Annotated in this window: 16 protein-coding genes; 6 read left to right on the forward strand and 10 right to left on the reverse strand. The window is 54.3% G+C overall.

Annotation, left to right across the window (positions count from 1 at the left end):
• Positions 1 to 7 precede the first annotated feature (7 nt).
• Genes QV747_RS02200 through QV747_RS02210 form a run of 3 tightly spaced genes read left to right on the forward strand, consistent with a single transcriptional unit; the run spans position 8 to position 1,552 of the window.
• Entirely contained in the window at positions 8 to 877 is an 870-nt protein-coding gene (locus QV747_RS02200; RefSeq protein ID WP_273428777.1) for an MBL fold metallo-hydrolase, read from the forward strand.
• A gap of 12 nt (positions 878 to 889) precedes the next feature.
• Positions 890 to 1,318, forward strand: coding sequence for a thioredoxin TrxC (gene trxC / locus QV747_RS02205; RefSeq protein ID WP_273428778.1), 429 nt, complete (start codon positions 890 to 892; stop codon positions 1,316 to 1,318).
• Positions 1,319 to 1,348: 30 nt separating this feature from the next.
• Positions 1,349 to 1,552 carry a DUF2892 domain-containing protein gene (locus tag QV747_RS02210; RefSeq protein ID WP_273428780.1) on the forward strand — a complete coding sequence of 68 codons (204 nt, stop codon included), beginning with the start codon at positions 1,349 to 1,351 and terminating at the stop codon, positions 1,550 to 1,552.
• A 129-nt stretch (positions 1,553 to 1,681) separates the two neighbouring features.
• Here the strand turns inward: QV747_RS02210 and pbpG are convergent, their stop codons facing one another.
• Positions 1,682 to 2,725 carry a D-alanyl-D-alanine endopeptidase gene (gene pbpG, locus QV747_RS02215; protein ID WP_034618752.1) on the reverse strand — a complete coding sequence of 348 codons (1,044 nt, stop codon included), beginning with the start codon at positions 2,723 to 2,725 and terminating at the stop codon, positions 1,682 to 1,684.
• A 226-nt stretch (positions 2,726 to 2,951) separates the two neighbouring features.
• Between pbpG and QV747_RS02220 the strand changes: the two genes are divergently transcribed.
• On the forward strand, positions 2,952 to 4,670 hold the full coding sequence (locus QV747_RS02220) for an alpha/beta hydrolase (protein ID WP_273428783.1): 1,719 nt from the start codon (positions 2,952 to 2,954) through the stop codon (positions 4,668 to 4,670).
• 93 nt (positions 4,671 to 4,763) lie between these two features.
• The gene (locus tag QV747_RS02225; RefSeq protein WP_273428785.1) at positions 4,764 to 5,942 is read left to right on the forward strand and encodes an acetyl-CoA C-acetyltransferase; all 1,179 of its coding nucleotides are present in this window, start codon (positions 4,764 to 4,766) and stop codon (positions 5,940 to 5,942) included.
• Between the two features lie 100 nt (positions 5,943 to 6,042).
• Here QV747_RS02225 and mscL read toward each other — a convergent pair whose 3' ends face one another.
• The 7 genes from mscL to QV747_RS02260 all read right to left on the reverse strand — a co-directional run bounded on the left by mscL (position 6,043) and on the right by QV747_RS02260 (position 12,053).
• Complete coding sequence (gene mscL / locus QV747_RS02230; protein ID WP_273428787.1) at positions 6,043 to 6,474, reverse strand: large conductance mechanosensitive channel protein MscL; 432 nt, start codon at positions 6,472 to 6,474, stop codon at positions 6,043 to 6,045.
• A 45-nt stretch (positions 6,475 to 6,519) separates the two neighbouring features.
• Complete coding sequence (gene rlmM, locus QV747_RS02235) at positions 6,520 to 7,569, reverse strand: 23S rRNA (cytidine(2498)-2'-O)-methyltransferase RlmM (protein WP_047393729.1); 1,050 nt, start codon at positions 7,567 to 7,569, stop codon at positions 6,520 to 6,522.
• Between the two features lie 83 nt (positions 7,570 to 7,652).
• Positions 7,653 to 9,188 (reverse strand): sensor histidine kinase, encoded by a 1,536-nt coding sequence (locus QV747_RS02240; protein ID WP_273428790.1) that lies wholly within the window; start codon positions 9,186 to 9,188, stop codon positions 7,653 to 7,655.
• Positions 9,189 to 9,226: 38 nt separating this feature from the next.
• Entirely contained in the window at positions 9,227 to 9,886 is a 660-nt protein-coding gene (locus tag QV747_RS02245) for an energy-coupling factor ABC transporter permease (RefSeq protein ID WP_273428792.1), read from the reverse strand.
• Between the two features lie 3 nt (positions 9,887 to 9,889).
• Positions 9,890 to 10,537 (reverse strand): alpha/beta hydrolase, encoded by a 648-nt coding sequence (locus tag QV747_RS02250; protein WP_273428794.1) that lies wholly within the window; start codon positions 10,535 to 10,537, stop codon positions 9,890 to 9,892.
• A 42-nt stretch (positions 10,538 to 10,579) separates the two neighbouring features.
• On the reverse strand, positions 10,580 to 10,891 hold the full coding sequence (locus QV747_RS02255) for a ferredoxin (RefSeq protein ID WP_273428796.1): 312 nt from the start codon (positions 10,889 to 10,891) through the stop codon (positions 10,580 to 10,582).
• 70 nt (positions 10,892 to 10,961) lie between these two features.
• A complete protein-coding gene (locus tag QV747_RS02260; RefSeq protein ID WP_273428798.1) occupies positions 10,962 to 12,053 on the reverse strand; it encodes a hypothetical protein in 1,092 nt (363 codons plus the stop codon).
• Positions 12,054 to 12,180: 127 nt separating this feature from the next.
• Between QV747_RS02260 and QV747_RS02265 the strand changes: the two genes are divergently transcribed.
• On the forward strand, positions 12,181 to 12,654 hold the full coding sequence (locus QV747_RS02265) for a WbuC family cupin fold metalloprotein (RefSeq protein ID WP_273428800.1): 474 nt from the start codon (positions 12,181 to 12,183) through the stop codon (positions 12,652 to 12,654).
• A 62-nt stretch (positions 12,655 to 12,716) separates the two neighbouring features.
• Here QV747_RS02265 and QV747_RS02270 read toward each other — a convergent pair whose 3' ends face one another.
• Together QV747_RS02270 and metG are read right to left on the reverse strand one after the other, a co-directional pair.
• Entirely contained in the window at positions 12,717 to 12,995 is a 279-nt protein-coding gene (locus tag QV747_RS02270) for an acylphosphatase (protein ID WP_028449004.1), read from the reverse strand.
• 88 nt (positions 12,996 to 13,083) lie between these two features.
• Positions 13,084 to 15,108 carry a methionine--tRNA ligase gene (gene metG, locus QV747_RS02275; RefSeq protein WP_273428802.1) on the reverse strand — a complete coding sequence of 675 codons (2,025 nt, stop codon included), beginning with the start codon at positions 15,106 to 15,108 and terminating at the stop codon, positions 13,084 to 13,086.
• Between the last annotated feature and the right edge of the window lie 87 nt (positions 15,109 to 15,195).

Here is a 15,195-nt window from a genome sequence, read left to right on the forward strand (position 1 = left end):
TTTTGCCATGTTCAAGCCCACGGTGGAGGCGTTTTATGATCCGGCCACATTTACGGTTAGCTATCTGGTGTTTGATCGGCCCGGTGGCCATGGGGTGATTATCGATCCGGTGCTCGATTACGAGCCACGCGCGGTGCGAACCAGTACCGAAAATGCCGGTCTGATCGTTAAACGGGTTGCTGAGCTGCGGCTCGAAATTGACTGGATCTTAGAAACGCACGCGCATGCCGATCATCTTTCGGCGGCAGCCTGGCTCAAAACGCAGCTGGGCGGGCAGATCGCGATTGGCGCGGGTATTACGGCGGTGCAAAAAATCTTTAAACCCATTTTTGGGATGGAGGCCGAGTTTGCCACCGATGGCCGGCAATTTGATCGCTTGCTGGGCGCCAATGATGAATTACAGGCCGGCGATTTGACCATTCAGGCGCTATTTGTGCCCGGGCATACGCCGGCTGATTTGGCGTATTTAATTGGCGATGCGCTCTTTTTGGGCGATACGCTGTTTATGCCGGATGTTGGTACCGCGCGCTGTGATTTCCCGGGGGGCGATGCGCTGGCGCTATATCAATCGGTACAGCGGCTGTATCAGCTGCCGGACGAAACCCGCGCCTTTGCCTGTCATGATTACCCACCGCCTGAGCGCACTACGCCACGCTGGGAAAGCACGATCGCTGAGCAAAAGCGCAGCAATATTCATCTGCGGGCGGATACTCCGGCGGCCGAATTTGTGGCCATGCGGGAAGCGCGCGATGCGAGTCTGGCCATGCCGGTGTTGATCATGCCCTCAATTCAAGTCAATATCCGGGCCGGCGAATTGCCACCGGCCGAAGCCGACGGGCGCCAGTATTTAAAACTCCCACTTAATACACTGGGATAAAAGGAGACCACCATGAGCTTGCATTTAAGCTGCCCCCATTGCCATGCCACCAACCGGCTGGATGCCGAGCGCCTGAAAGACGCGCCTAACTGCGGTGCCTGCCACCAGCCGCTGCTGAGCGGTGCGCCGCTGGCGGCCACCAGCGATAATCTGGCCGCGCTGATCAAACACAGCACGCTGCCGGTGGTGATTGATTTCTGGGCGCCTTGGTGCGGGCCTTGCCAGATGTTTGGTCCGACTTTCGCGGCCGCCGCTAAAGATCTGGCCGGCAAGATGCTGTTTATTAAGGTCGACACCGAGGCACAGCCAGAATTGGGCAATCAATTCCGCGTGCGCAGTATCCCGACGCTGGTCGTGCTGGAAAATGGCATGGAGCTGGAGCGTATGTCAGGCGCTTTGTCGGCCGGGCAGTTCAAGGCCTGGTTGCAGCAATTTTTGTAAGCCGCAGGCGCGGCGAGGAGAGGAGGCGGTATGCAAGTCAATGTGGGTGGTATTGACCGCGTGTTGCGGATCGGCGTTGGCGCTGGCCTGGTGATTTTAGCCGCGCTGGGTGTGATCGGGGTTTGGGGTTGGTTGGGGGTATTGCCCTTGGCGACTGGCTTGATGAGGTTTTGCCCGGTATACCCCCTGCTGGGGCTGAATAGCTGTCCGCTAAAACCTAAGGCGGATGATTAAGCTCAAGCTTGCTACTTGCTTGCGCGACTATCGGCGTCAGCAAATATTCCGCGTGCCGGCAGCAGCTCTGCACCGGTAATAAAAAAGCCCAGGTGTTAACTTGGGCTTTTTGCTGTGCAATCAATACGGTTAACCCGCGCGCAAATTACCGGCTTGGCGAGTTTCTTCGATCCAGCGGCGTACGCGCTGTACATCACCGATCCGGGTTTGCTTGCCGGCTGAATCCATCAATACCATCACCACCGGCATATTATTGATTTTGGCTTGCATCACAATGCAGCGGCCTGCTTCATTGATAAAGCCGGTTTTTGATACGCCGATTTCCCAATCCGGGTCTTTCACCAGCGGGTTGGTATTGCGATACGCCATGCTGTGGCCGGTTAAATTCGACACAAAGGTGTATTCGCTGGAAGTTGAAAACTGATGAATTTCTGGATAACGCATGGCTGCTTTCACCATCAGCGCCAGATCGCGCGAAGTAGCAACATTGCGTGGCGTGAGCCCGGTTGGGTCATAAAACTGGCTACGCGTCATGCCCAATTGCTGGGCTTTCTCATTCATTTTGCGCACGAAAGCTTCACGACCGCCCGGATAAGCATGGCTCAAAGATGACGCGGCACGATTTTCAGAAGACATCAGCGCCAAAAGCAGCATTTCACCGCGGGTGAGGGTGGTGCCCACCGCTAAGCGTGAGCCGGTGTTTTTCAGCGTGTCGACATCGTCTTGGGTAATGCTGATCAATTCATTCAGAGGCAGGCGTGCATCCAGCACCACCATGGCCGTCATCAGTTTGGTGATCGAAGCGATCGGCACCACCTGATCGGCGTTGCGCTCATACATCACTTCGCCGGTTTGTTGGTTTACCACCACCGCCGCCTGCGATTGAACACCAGGGCTGTACAGATTGACCGGATTGGCATTCACGCGGGTGACTTGCACATCGCGGCGGGCGCGGGCGATGGCCTCGCGTTTTACATCGGAACGATTACTGCGCTTGGCCGATTTAGTGGTGGCTTTTTTGCTACTAGCGGTCTTCTTTTTGCTGGCGCTGGAAGTGGCCTTTTTGCTGCTAGCAGTTGTTTTTTCTACAGATTTACTCGCCGCGAATGCGGGAGTGGCAGCCAGAATGGCGCTGGAAACGATGACGCACAGGGCTCGGAGTAGGGTAGGCATGGCAATGGGCCCTCGGGGGTAAAGCAAGTGTTGCTATGTTAGTTGACGCTGATTTTAACGAAAGCAGCGTAAAAAGTCATTGCTAATCAAATAGTAGTGCCTTTTTTCTAAACTATGACATTAAAATTCTTGAGGCTTGCGCGCCACGTTAGCTAATTTGGGTGTTGCACTGCAAAATGGCAATGGTCACAATGTCAGCGATTACCCTAATCTTTCGGAGTAAATTGTGTTGAATCAAGAGGCGCTGCAAGCTTTTTTTGAGCAAGTTACCGAAGTAAACCGTCAGTGGACTGAGCAATGGGGTAAGTTTTTTCCGGTTGCCGAGCCTAACCAGCCGATGAACGTGATGCACGAAGTGTTGCATAAAATGCAACACTCGCAGCCGGAGTGGCTACAAAGCCAAAGTCAATTTTATCAGCAGCAAATGGATTTATGGCTGGGACTGATTGGTGCTAAGCCAGCTGGCAAAGTGGTTGAAATAGATAAAACCGACCGCCGCTTTACCGCGCCTGAATGGGATAGCCCGATTTTTGACTATATCCGCCAAAATTATTTGCTGACCGCGCGCTGGCTGCTTGATCAGGTGAATTCGCCGCAATTTGATGAAGCCACGCGGGAAAAGATGTCTTTTTTCACCCGCCAATATATCGATGCGATTAGCCCGAGCAATTTTGCCTTTACCAATCCCGAAGTCATGAAGTTGGCGCTGGATACCAAGGGTGAAAGTTTGCAAGAAGGCATGAAGCAATTGATGGCCGATATGCAAAAAGGCGCCATCACCATGACCGACGAGGCGCAATTTGAAGTGGGTAAAAATCTGGCGGTTACCCCGGGTGAAGTGATTTTTGAAAATGACTTATTCCAGCTGATTCAATACAGCCCAAGTACCCCCCAGGTGTATAGCCGTCCAGTGCTAGTTGTTCCGCCGTGTGTAAACAAATACTACATTATGGATTTGCAGCCAGCGAATTCTATGATGGGCTACATCGTGAGCCAGGGCTTTACCACTTTCTTGGTTTCCTGGAAATCGATCGAAGCCGATCAGGGCCATTTGCAATGGGATGATTACATCGACAGCGGCGTGATCAAAGCGGCCGAAGTTGTGCGCGAAATTAGCAAAGCCGAGAAAATCAATGTGCTGTCATTCTGCATTGGTGGCGAATTGGTTTCGACGGCGATTCCGGTGATGAAAGCGCGCGGTTTGGATTGGTTTGAATCGATTACCCTGATGACCGTCATGCTTGATCACACCGATCCGGGCGAGATTAAACATTTCATCGACTGGAATCTGGTTCGCCAGCGTGAAAGCCAGGCGAGTGGTGTGGTAGATGGCAAAGAATTAGCCCGTACTTTCTCGGCCCTGCGTGCCAATGATCTGATCTGGAATTATGTGGTGAATAACTACCTGAAAGGGAAAACGCCACCACCATTTGATCTGTTGTACTGGAATAGCGATTCGGCCAATCTGGCTTTGCCGATGCATACCTTCTTCCTGCGCAATATGTATCTGGAAAACAACCTGATCAAGCCCAATTCATTTAGCTTGTGCGGTGTGCCAATCGATTTGAGTACGATTAATGTACCCACGTATATTTTTGCGGCGCGCGAAGACCATATCGTGCCGTGGAAATCGGCTTTTGCCACCACCAAGCTATTCAAGGGCCCCTTGCGCTTTGTGTTAGGGGCTTCGGGGCATATTGCCGGGGCGATTAATCCGGTTTCAACGAATAAGCGCAATTATTGGGTGAACGATAATGTGGCGCTCAGCGCTGATGACTGGTTTAACAGCGCTGAATCACGTCCGGGCAGCTGGTGGCAAGATTGGACACAATGGCTGGTGCCGCACTCCGGTGCGCAGCAAGCCGCACCCAAGAAAGCCGGTAATACCAAATATAAGGCCATCGAGGCTGCGCCGGGGCGTTATGTTAAAGCGCGCTTGGCCTAATTGAAATTCAAGGCAAGACGTGGTGTCTTGCCTTTTTTGCAACTCAATGCTTACGGCATAATTTAGATCCAAACAAAGATAAAGGAAGATACCATGACCGAAGTTGTTATCGTTGCGGCCGCTCGGACAGCGCTGGGCAATTTTGCCGGCGCTTTGGCCAAAGTGCCAGCGCCAGAACTGGGCGCGACTGTTATTCGTGCCTTGCTGGAAAAAACTGGCGTGGCTGGTGAGCAGGTGTCAGAAGTCATTCTGGGCAATGTGCTGACCGCCGGGCTGGGCCAAAATCCGGCCCGCCAAGCTGTGCGCAAAGCTGGCTTGCCAGATGCAGTACCTGGCTTGACCATCAATCAGGTTTGCGGCTCGGGCCTCAAAGCTGTGGCCTTGGGTGTGCAAGCGATTTTGGCGGGCGATGCCGAGATCGTGATTGCTGGTGGCCAAGAAAATATGTCGGCCAGCCCGCATCTGCTCAATGGCAGCCGCGATGGTTTCCGGATGGGCAACGCCAGCCTCGTCGATAGCATGGTGTACGATGGCCTGACTGACGTATATCAGGGCTATCACATGGGCGTCACCGCGGAAAACATCGCCAAAAAATATGGCATCAGCCGTGAAGAGCAAGATGCGCTGGCCTTGGCTTCGCAGCAAAAAGCTGCGGCTGCGCAAGCTGCCGGCAAATTTGCCGCGGAAATCGTGCCCGTAGTCATCCCGCAAAAGAAAGGCGACCCGCTGGTATTTGCGAGTGATGAATTTGTAAAACCCGGCACTACCGCTGAATCACTGGCCAAATTGCGCGCTGCCTTTGATAAAGAAGGCACAGTGACGGCCGGTAATGCCTCGGGTATCAATGATGGTGCCGCTGCCGTCTTGCTGATGAGCCGTGCTAAAGCGGCTGAGCTGAATCTGCCGGTGCTAGCGAGCATCAAAGCGGCTGCTAGCACCGGTCTGGACCCAAGCATTATGGGCATGGGCCCGGTATCGGCCACGCAAAAAGCTTTGGCTAAAGCTGGTTGGAGCATCGCTGATCTGGATCTGATCGAAGCCAACGAAGCCTTTGCTGCACAAGCACTGGGCGTGGCGCGCGAACTGCAATGGGATCTGGATAAAGTGAATGTCAACGGTGGCGCGATCGCGCTTGGCCATCCGATTGGCGCCTCAGGCTGCCGCGTGTTGGTCACTCTGGTGCATGAAATGGTCCATCGTGATGCCAAAAAAGGCCTGGCTACCCTGTGTATCGGTGGGGGTATGGGCGTAGCAATGTGTCTGGAGCGCTAATAGCGATAGATACCCAGCTGGGTATCTGGGCTAGCCATAAACAAAAACCCGCCACAGGCGGGTTTTTGTTTATTCAGCAGCGGTAATTGGATGCTGTGGCTTATTTGTTTTTCAGCGCATCCCGAATCTCGCGCAGCAGCACGATGTCTTCAGGCGTTACTTCCGGCGCAGGTGGTGCTGGTGGGGTTTCGCGGCGTAGTTTATTCATGGCTTTCACCACCAGGAAAATAGCAAACGCCACAATCACAAAGCTGATCATGCTATTGATAAACAGACCAAAATTAAGCGTCACCGCACCAGCATCTTGCGCAGCTTTCAATGTCTCGTAAGGACCAGCTACTTTGCTGCCGTTCACCAAAGTCACAAACATATTGCTGAAATCGACTTTGCCTACCAGATAACCAATTGGTGGCATGATGATATCTTTAACCAGCGAATCGACGATCTTGCCAAAGGCCGCGCCGATCACCACGCCGACCGCCAGATCAATCACATTGCCACGCATGGCAAATTCACGAAACTCTTTAAACATGGCTTTTCTCAATTCAGTAAGTTGAAAGGGTGGCGTGATTTTTGGTTAATCGCGGGCTGTCGTCAAGTAAACGGTGATTTCTTCCCGATCGTGATAAAGCTGCTTGGCGCGCCAGTGACACTGCATGCCGGCTTGTTCCAGCTTGGCTTCAATCAGGGCCAGGCATTTACTTACTTCGAGATAGCGTTTTTTCATTGGCAGCTTCAAGTTGAAAATGGTGCGCCGGGCCATGCCGCTGGCTAACCATTTGGCAATCAGCTCGGCTACGCGAATAGGCTGCTCCACCATATCGCACACCAGCCATTCCACCGGGTTTTTCGGGCGGAATTTAAACCCATCATCGCGAATGTGTTTGACCTGATGATGGCGCTCCATACTGCCTTTCATGGGGCCATTATCCACGGCAAATACCTTCAGGCCGCGCATCACCAGCTGATAGGTCCAGCCACCTGGGGCCGCGCCCAAATCGACGCCGGTCATGCCTTCGCGGAATTTGCGTTCGGGCTCATCCACTAGCATCAAAATCGCTTCGTGCAGTTTCAGCGTTGAGCGGCTAGGGGCATCCACCGGCATGCGTAGGCGCGGAATGCCGCACAACCAATCCGTCTCTTTAGCCGGGCGGCTGGCGATAAAGACTTCGTTTTGCTGCGGGAAAAATAAATGCAGGCGTTGCTCGCCCAGATTGTCGATCCAGCCATGTTCGCTGGTGGCTTTGAGAACATAATCGCCAAATTTACGGCAGAAGCTGGAGAGCGATTTACCTTCATTGGTATCAGGGTATTCCAGCCAGATGTCGCAGAACTCTTGTTGCAATTCATTGAGTGCGGCCACGATGGGGGTTAGCCGATCGCGGCTGCCAAGCTCGAGCCGCGCATGCACCAGCACGCTCTGGCGGGCAAAAATTAGCTTGGCCTGGATGAGGCTATTGAGCGCCCGAGGATTGGCTTTCTTGGGAGTAAAAAGTACCCAGCCGGCCCCTTTTTCAATCTGCCCGTCGCAGCTGGCCACATCCTGTAGCTCTTCAGCGCAATCGGGTTCAAAACCCGCGCGGCAATACGCCAAGAGGGCAAAGGGTTGGGCGGCAATAGCAGTCATGGCGGGCCTGAATCAAAAAAGCGATGCGAAAGGCGGCAAGGATACCCAAGAATCCCTAGCCTGACCATGCCCGATGGGCGGGATTATTTATGCCCATGGGTCGGAATGCGCATTTCAAAGCGCGTTCCTAGGCCTAAATCCGAAAAGACTTTGATCGTGCCGCCCAAGGTTTGGGTCACCAGATTAAAGACGATATTGAGGCCCAGGCCGCTACCGCCGTTGGCGCGTTTGGTGGTGAAGAAGGGGTCAAATACTTTATCAATGATATTGGCGGCGATCCCTTGGCCGTTATCGCTGAAATTCAGCACGGTTTCGCCGGCTTCTTCATGCGCGGCAATCGTAATTGTATTTTGCCGGCCGGTTTCGTTATTGGGGCCAAAAGCATGCAGCAACGCATTCTGCAGCAGATTGGTCAAAATTTGCGAGAAAGCGCCGGGGTAACTATCGATTTTGATTTCATCGGGGCAATCAATCACGATTTGCACTGCCGCGTGTTTGGTCAGTGGGCGCAGGCTTAGCAAAATCTCGTTCAGATAGGCTTTGAGCTCAAAATCGCGTTTAACTTCAGAAGTCTGATCAACCGCCACGCGTTTAAAGCTTTGGATTAGGTCAGCGGCGCGGGTGGCATTACTCAGAATCAGGCTAGAGGATTGTTCGGCGGTTTCGCCGTAGCTAAGCACGTCTGATTTTTTCACTTGACCGTCTTCGATCATCTGGCGGAATTTCACCGATTCATCGCGCAAGACCGAGGCGCTGGTCAGAATAACGCCGACCGGGGTATTGATTTCATGCGCAATGCCGGCCACCAGACTACCCAGCGAAGCCATTTTCTCGGATTGCACCAGGTTTTTTTGTGCCTCTTGCAGTTGCCGCAAGGCTAGCTCAGCTTCTTCCTTGGCTTGGCGCATTTGGGCTTCGGTGCGCGAGAGATTGGCCACATCATCTTGCAAGCGATGGGCAATGCGGTTGTAGCCAATCGAGACTTCATCGATTTCCTGGTAGGGATTACGCGGCAGATCGATATTGTTGTAGTTGATATCGCGCTCGGCGATCTGGTTGATCCGATCCCGCAGCAAGGCCAGTGGGCGAATCACAATTTGCTGCAGCGACCGCGAAAGGGCCAGCACCACCAGCAAATCGAGAATAATAATCTCGATGATTTTTTCTAATACCTGCTCACGCAATTGCTGCTGAATTAATTTACGATTGGATTCAAAGCGCACATGGCCCAGCACTTTCTGGCTTTCGGCGCCGCTGAAATTAAGCGCAAAGCTTGGGCTATTTTTCTCGAGCACGGCATGATCGAGTTTATTGATTTGCCCATCAGGGCCGCGCTGGCGACCATCGAGAAAAGAGTCGCCGTTATAGACTTCCAGCGTCGTGATGGCTTCGTAGCTCATCTCGGCATCCAGCACTCGGGCAAGCTGAATATCATCGAAATTCCACAGCACGCCAGGCACCACGGTTTCCATGCGCAGACGCATGCGCTGCTCGTAGCTTTTTAGCTCTTCTTCCAGGCGCTGCTCGGTGCGCAAATAGGAAATGGCGCCGGAAATTGACAGCGCCATCGTCAGGATGACCACAAAAATCAGATTGAGGTGGGTGCGGATTCGGCGCATGACATCGACAAGCGGGAAAATTACTTCAAATCTAGCAGTTAATCCCGCTTTTGCAGATATTTTCTGTCATCAAAGGTGCTAATCAGCTGCGGTTGCCACACTACCAAGAGCGTGAGATTCAGCCCGGTGATAAAACCTTCTGGCCAGCCCATTAAAAAGTAATACGGCAGGATTTCTTCGAGGAGGAAACTTGCGCCATAACTGCCGGAGGTGGTCAGCACCACGGCATGGCTGATGCCAAAGGCCCACATGCTCAGCGCCGCGGCGGCAAAGCAATTGATAAAAATGTAGACAAAGTAATTGAGCGGTAATTTACGTTGCGCCCAGTGCAGCAAGAGCGCGGTGAGGCTAATGGGAATGAGCGCCTTCAGCGTCCAGATAATGCCAATCCGCTCGAGGGGTATATGCCCATACAGCCCTTGCAGACTGAAGAGTACGGCCATACCCAGCAGGGCACGCCAAGGGCCGGCAATCAGCATCAGTGCGGCGCTGCCCAAGATATGAAAGGCAATGCCTGACTGGATTTCGGCTTTTAGCTGCCAGCTGAGCAAAATCAGCACGCAGGCCGCGAGCCAGCCGGTGAGCTGGCCTTGCGGGATGGCGCGCCAGGCTTCGCGCCGCAGCGCCACTACACAGCCCCACGCTAAGCAAAACCAGCCCAGAGTGAGCCACGAATCCGCGTAGAGTGGGGTGTCCATCGCTTAAAAACGCCAGTTTTTATCAACCAGCTCGGCTAATTGGGTGAGCCGGCCATGAAAGAAGTGGCCGACGCCAGGTACGACCAGCACGGGCAATTGCTGTGGCCGCGCCCAATCTAGCACTGCGGCCAGGCTGATGACTTCGTCTTCTTCGCCGTGTATGACCAAAGTGCCTTTGGGTACGGTGGGGAATTCATAGCGGCTCACGGCGGGGCCGATCAGAATCATGCCTTCGACTTCATGCTCGGCCAGTCGCTGGCGCAAGCGCGATTGCACCAGGGTGCCAAATGAGAAGCCGGCCAGCGTGAGGCGTGTGACGCCCGGGTTTTCGGCACGGGCGTGCGCCAGTACTGCGGCCATGTCGTCGGGCTCATGCTCGCCTCGGCTGTGTGTGCCGGCCGAGTGACCAACGCCGCGCAGATTCGGGCAATACACCACATAACCCAAGCGTGCCAAAGTCTTGGCCAGCGTATGCACCACTTTATTATTAAAAGTGCCGCCTTCCAGCGGGTTGGGGTGGGCTACCAAGGCGATACCCACGGTGCTGGACCACGCGGATTCGAGCTTCAGGCATTCCAGTGTGCCGACCGGGCCGGCAATTTGGATTAGTTCAAATGTGGCGGCCTTGCGGGGTATGTTGCTCTGGGTCATGAATGTAAATACTTTGCTGTTAATACTGGGTGTGGGTATGGCTTAAATCTTCAGGCGCTCAACCACTTGGCCTTGCACCAGATGCTGCTCGATGATTTCGTCGATGTCGGATTTATCCAGATAGGTGTACCAGGTTTCCTCCGGGTAGATCACCATGACCGGGCCTTCTTCGCAGCGATCCAGGCAGCCGGCTTTATTGATGCGCACTTTGCCCTCGCCACTCAGGCCCAGACTTTTGACCCGGTCTTTGGCGTAGGCGGCTAGCTCGCTGGCACCACAGCTATTACAGCTTTGGCGCTCGCCCGGCTCGCGCTGGTTTTGACAGAAAAACACGTGGTGTTGGTAGTAGCTCATGCGCAGGCTCCTTGGCGGGGCAGAACAGGGCGGCAGCACAAGGCAGGCCACCCATGGTAATCACTGACAATTATTGAATGCTGGCGATGGCCGAGCCCAGATTATGGGCGGTAATAAACAATGGCAGACCATCGGTGTCGAGCACGGGCTGCACATTGCCGATGATTTTGACTTGCTCAACACGGCATTCGCGCATCAGTTCAGTCACATATTGCTCGATGTAGGCTACTTGGTCATTGGCAGCAAGTGGCCATACATAGCCTTCCCAGCGCTCGGGGTCTTCTTGGCTACTGAATGTAATCCGGATTTCGGCGTTTTCGTGCGCGGCCACCGTCACTACCGGCGTGCGGCCTTTGCTGCGAATGGAGCGCAGCGCGTTGCTGGTCATTACTTGCAGGCGTGTTTCCAGCTGGGTGACCCGGCCGGCATCTTGTGCCGCCAGCCAGCTCAGTGGCGTGCGCGGAATGGGGAACAGCGTCACGCCATCAGCTTTGAGGGCGTCGCCAATCAATTGCGCAAATGGCATGCCCCACGCGCCAACGCTACCACCGAGCTTAATCGCTGGGGCGGCATCTTGGCTTTGCATCGCCACACCCACCAAATAGCGCAGCGCAACGATTTCGTCTTTTACCACAATCGGTGCGCCGGCCGAATCCAATGGAAAATCGCGGGAGCTGCTTAGATTGGCCTTCCATTCGGCCACTTGCGCCGGGTTGATGGCCGCCAAAAGGCTGGCATCCAGCAAAGCGCCCGAGAGCCACACATCGGCATCAGCGGCGACAACGCCATGCTCGCCCAAAATGGCCAAGGCTTTGTCGCCATCGATTTCGCTTGGTAAGGTGGTTTCGCCTTTTAAGCCAGCCACCAGCACGACAGGAATCGCAAACGGAATCGCGTACCGCGGTGCGGTGGATTGCTCAACCTCATCGCGGATGCATTGCCACAATTCAAACCACGCCTCTTGCGATGGCACCTGAGTAATCGCGCCATTCAAACCATAGTGATCACGCGCGGCCAGCAATTCGGCGATCAGCTGGCGCAGCCCCTGGCGTTTGCTCGCCACTTGGCTAGCTTCACGCTCGGTGAGCAGCGACATCAGTTGGCGAATAACCGGATTTTGCGGGTTAACTCGGGGATACAGGCGTGGATCTGGCAGCGTCATGATCAGCAATCGGTAGCAATATTCAAGGCTGCGATTATAGCTGCGCCAAGGCGTGCTTGTCGCCACTGCTGAAAGCGTGGGCGCATCGTGGTTTAATTACGGCATTTAACCTGCCCAGAGCCGATAGATGCCGCACTACAGCTTACTTGATCAAACCTTGCTGACTGATTTGCTCGCAGAGGCTGCGGCTAGCCCGCGCTTACGCAAAAACCGGAATTTTCATGCCGGTGATGATGCAGCCTGTCATCGGCTGGCTAATGCCTTGCAGCCCGGCACCTATGTGCAGCCCCACCGGCATCTGAACCCCGCCAAGGCTGAATCCATGTTGATGCTGGCAGGGGAGCTGGGCGTACTGATTTTTGCGCCGGATGGGCAGGTGATAGCCAAGCATCATTTGCGCGCCGGGGGTGAGCAATTTGGCATCAATATCGAGGCGGGCACATTCCATGCCGTGGTGGCCTTAACGCCCTGTGTATTCTTTGAAGCTAAAGCTGGGCCCTATGTGCCGGTGGCACCAGCAGAGCTAGCGGCTTGGGCGCCGCCGGCTGGTGCGGCCGAGTGTGAGGCTTATTTGACGTGGATGCGGGCGCAGTTTGCGTGATTGGCTTGCTGGCTGGTGTATCTGGCTGTATCGCTTGATAGTATTGGCTTGGCAGGCAATACCTAGGCGGTCATCATTTCGTGAAAGGCAGAATAGCCTTTGGCTTTTACCCGGTGGCGCTTAACGTCATCAACCCGCGCGTCTTCCGGGCCGGTTTCTAGCCATTCGGCCAGTTCATCTAGATCATGTGGATCGCCCTCGGCCCAGACTTCAACGCGGCCATCATGCCGATTGCGGACCCAGCCGGTGAGGTGCAGGCGTTCAGCCTCAACGCAGGTGGCCCAGCGAAAGCCAACGCCCTGCACGTGGCCGCTAACAAAGCAATGAATGGCGTGGCTCATGGTGATTCCTACCGCGGATTTGTATTGCATTGTAGGCATAAAAAAACGGCAAGGTTGAGACCTTGCCGTTTTTGCTCAGGGCATGTGCTTATTTCACGCGCATACCTGGTTTGGCGCCATCGTGCGGCTCGAGGATATACAAGCCACCATCGCCACCGGCGGCCAGTACCATGCCTTCAGAGAGGCCGAATTTCATCTTGCGCGGGGCCAGATTGGCCACCATCACCGTGTGTTTACCGATCAGATCTTCCGGCTGGTAGGCCGATTTGATGCCGGCAAAGACATTGCGGGTTTCATTGCCAAGATCGAGGGTCAGCTGCAGCAGTTTTTCTGCGCCTTCCACGTGTTGGGCATTGGCAATGCGGGCAATGCGCAGATCCACTTTCATGAAATCATCAATGCTGATGGTTTCACTGATGGCCGGGATCTCATAGCTTGGCGCCGCAGCTGGGGCTTCGGCTGGCGCGGGCAGGGCTTGTTTGTTTTCTTCGATCATGGCTTCGATCTGTTTTGGGTCAATCCGCGTCATCAGATGGTTGTAGGTATTGATGGTGTGGTTGGTGAGCAACTTTTGCGCGTCTTGCCATTGCAGCGGGGCTACATTCAGGAAGGCTTCAACATCGCTAGCCAGTTTAGGCAATACCGGTTTCAGGTAAATGGTCAGAATGCGGAAGGCATTAATCAAAATGCTGCATACCTGCTGCAGATCTTGCTCGCGGCCTTCTTGCTTGGCCATTTCCCATGGTTTGTGCTGATCAACAAACTGGTTCACTTCATCGGTGAGTGCCATGATTTCGCGGATAGCGCGGCTGTATTCGCGCGCCTCGAAATGCTGGGCAATCGATTCGCTAGCGGCTTGCAAGCGGTTTAAGAGCTCAACCTGGCCTAATTCACTGGCCAGTTGGCCGGCAAAACGCTTGCTGATAAAGCCGGCGGCCCGGCTGGCGATATTGACAAATTTACCGATCAAATCGCTGTTCACTCGCGCGGTGAAGTCTTCAAAGTTCAGATCGATGTCTTCAAAGGTGTTTGAGAGCTTCGCCGCAAAGTAGTAGCGCAGCCATTCTGGGTTCAGGTGGTTGAGGTACGATTCGGCAGTGATAAAGGTGCCGCGCGATTTACTCATCTTGGCGCCATCCACGGTCAAAAAGCCATGGGTGTTGATCGCTGTCGGGGTGCGGTAGCCGGAAAACTCCAGCATCGCCGGCCAGAACAGGGCGTGGAAATACAGAATGTCTTTACCGATGAAGTGGTACAGCTCGGTGCTTGAGTCTGTTTTCCAGTACTCGTCAAAATCCAGCCCAAGGCGATCGCACAGGTTTTTGTGGCTGGCCATGTAGCCCACTGGCGCATCAAGCCATACATAGAAATATTTGCCTGGCGCATCAGGGATTTCAAAGCCGAAATACGGCGCGTCGCGCGAGATATCCCAGTCCGACAGGCCAGATTCAAACCATTCCTGCATTTTGTTGGCGGCTTCGGCCTGCAGTTTGCCCGGGGTGGTGGTCCAGCCTTTGAGGAAAGATTCGCAATCGCCCAGTTTGAAGAAATAGTGCTCTGATTCGCGTAGCTCGGGTGTAGCGCCAGAGACGGCTGAGAACGGGTTGATCAGTTCGGTAGGGCTGTAGGTTGCGCCACAGACTTCACAGTTGTCGCCGTATTGATCTTTAGCATGACACTTCGGGCATTCGCCTTTTACGAAGCGATCAGGCAGGAACATGTTTTTGACGGGGTCGTACAGCTGATTGATCGTGCGGCTAACGATCTTGCCATTGTCTTTCAGTTGGCGATAAATCGTACTGGCAAAGTGGCGGTTTTCTTCGCTATTGGTGCTGTAGTAGTTGTCAAAACCAACGTGAAAGCCGGCAAAATCCCGTGAATGTTCGCCATGTACCCGCGCAATCAGCGCTTCTGGGCTGATGCCTTCTTTCTCTGCGCGCAACATGATGGGCGTGCCATGGGTGTCATCTGCACAGACATAGTGGCAGGTGTGACCGCGAGATTTTTGAAAGCGTACCCAGATGTCGGTCTGAATATATTCCACCAGATGGCCGATGTGAATCGCCCCATTGGCGTAAGGCAGAGCGGAAGTGACAAGGATTTTACGAGTCATGGCAGGCCAGAATTGTTGCGAAAAATGGATCGATTATACCGCAGCAGGCCGAGTGCGTGGGCAGACGGGCGCCCCTGCTCACTAGTG

The sequence above is a fragment of the uncultured Chitinibacter sp. genome, assembly GCF_945957625.1.
In the GTDB taxonomy this organism is placed as follows: domain Bacteria; phylum Pseudomonadota; class Gammaproteobacteria; order Burkholderiales; family Chitinibacteraceae; genus Chitinibacter; species Chitinibacter tainanensis.

Bases quoted from the DNA above. Each gene is read 5' to 3' on its own strand.
- QV747_RS02200 (WP_273428777.1), top strand. From the start codon at position 8: ATGTTCAAGCCCACGGTGGAGGCGTTTTATGATCCGGCCACATTTACG.
- trxC (WP_273428778.1), top strand. From the start codon at position 890: ATGAGCTTGCATTTAAGCTGCCCCCATTGCCATGCCACCAACCGGCTG.
- QV747_RS02210 (WP_273428780.1), top strand. From the start codon at position 1,349: ATGCAAGTCAATGTGGGTGGTATTGACCGCGTGTTGCGGATCGGCGTT.
- pbpG (WP_034618752.1), bottom strand. From the start codon at position 2,725: ATGCCTACCCTACTCCGAGCCCTGTGCGTCATCGTTTCCAGCGCCATT.
- QV747_RS02225 (WP_273428785.1), top strand. From the start codon at position 4,764: ATGACCGAAGTTGTTATCGTTGCGGCCGCTCGGACAGCGCTGGGCAAT.
- mscL (WP_273428787.1), bottom strand. From the start codon at position 6,474: ATGTTTAAAGAGTTTCGTGAATTTGCCATGCGTGGCAATGTGATTGAT.
- rlmM (WP_047393729.1), bottom strand. From the start codon at position 7,569: ATGACTGCTATTGCCGCCCAACCCTTTGCCCTCTTGGCGTATTGCCGC.
- QV747_RS02240 (WP_273428790.1), bottom strand. From the start codon at position 9,188: ATGCGCCGAATCCGCACCCACCTCAATCTGATTTTTGTGGTCATCCTG.
- QV747_RS02245 (WP_273428792.1), bottom strand. From the start codon at position 9,886: ATGGACACCCCACTCTACGCGGATTCGTGGCTCACTCTGGGCTGGTTT.
- QV747_RS02250 (WP_273428794.1), bottom strand. From the start codon at position 10,537: ATGACCCAGAGCAACATACCCCGCAAGGCCGCCACATTTGAACTAATC.
- QV747_RS02255 (WP_273428796.1), bottom strand. From the start codon at position 10,891: ATGAGCTACTACCAACACCACGTGTTTTTCTGTCAAAACCAGCGCGAG.
- QV747_RS02260 (WP_273428798.1), bottom strand. From the start codon at position 12,053: ATGACGCTGCCAGATCCACGCCTGTATCCCCGAGTTAACCCGCAAAAT.
- QV747_RS02265 (WP_273428800.1), top strand. From the start codon at position 12,181: ATGCCGCACTACAGCTTACTTGATCAAACCTTGCTGACTGATTTGCTC.
- QV747_RS02270 (WP_028449004.1), bottom strand. From the start codon at position 12,995: ATGAGCCACGCCATTCATTGCTTTGTTAGCGGCCACGTGCAGGGCGTT.
- metG (WP_273428802.1), bottom strand. From the start codon at position 15,108: ATGACTCGTAAAATCCTTGTCACTTCCGCTCTGCCTTACGCCAATGGG.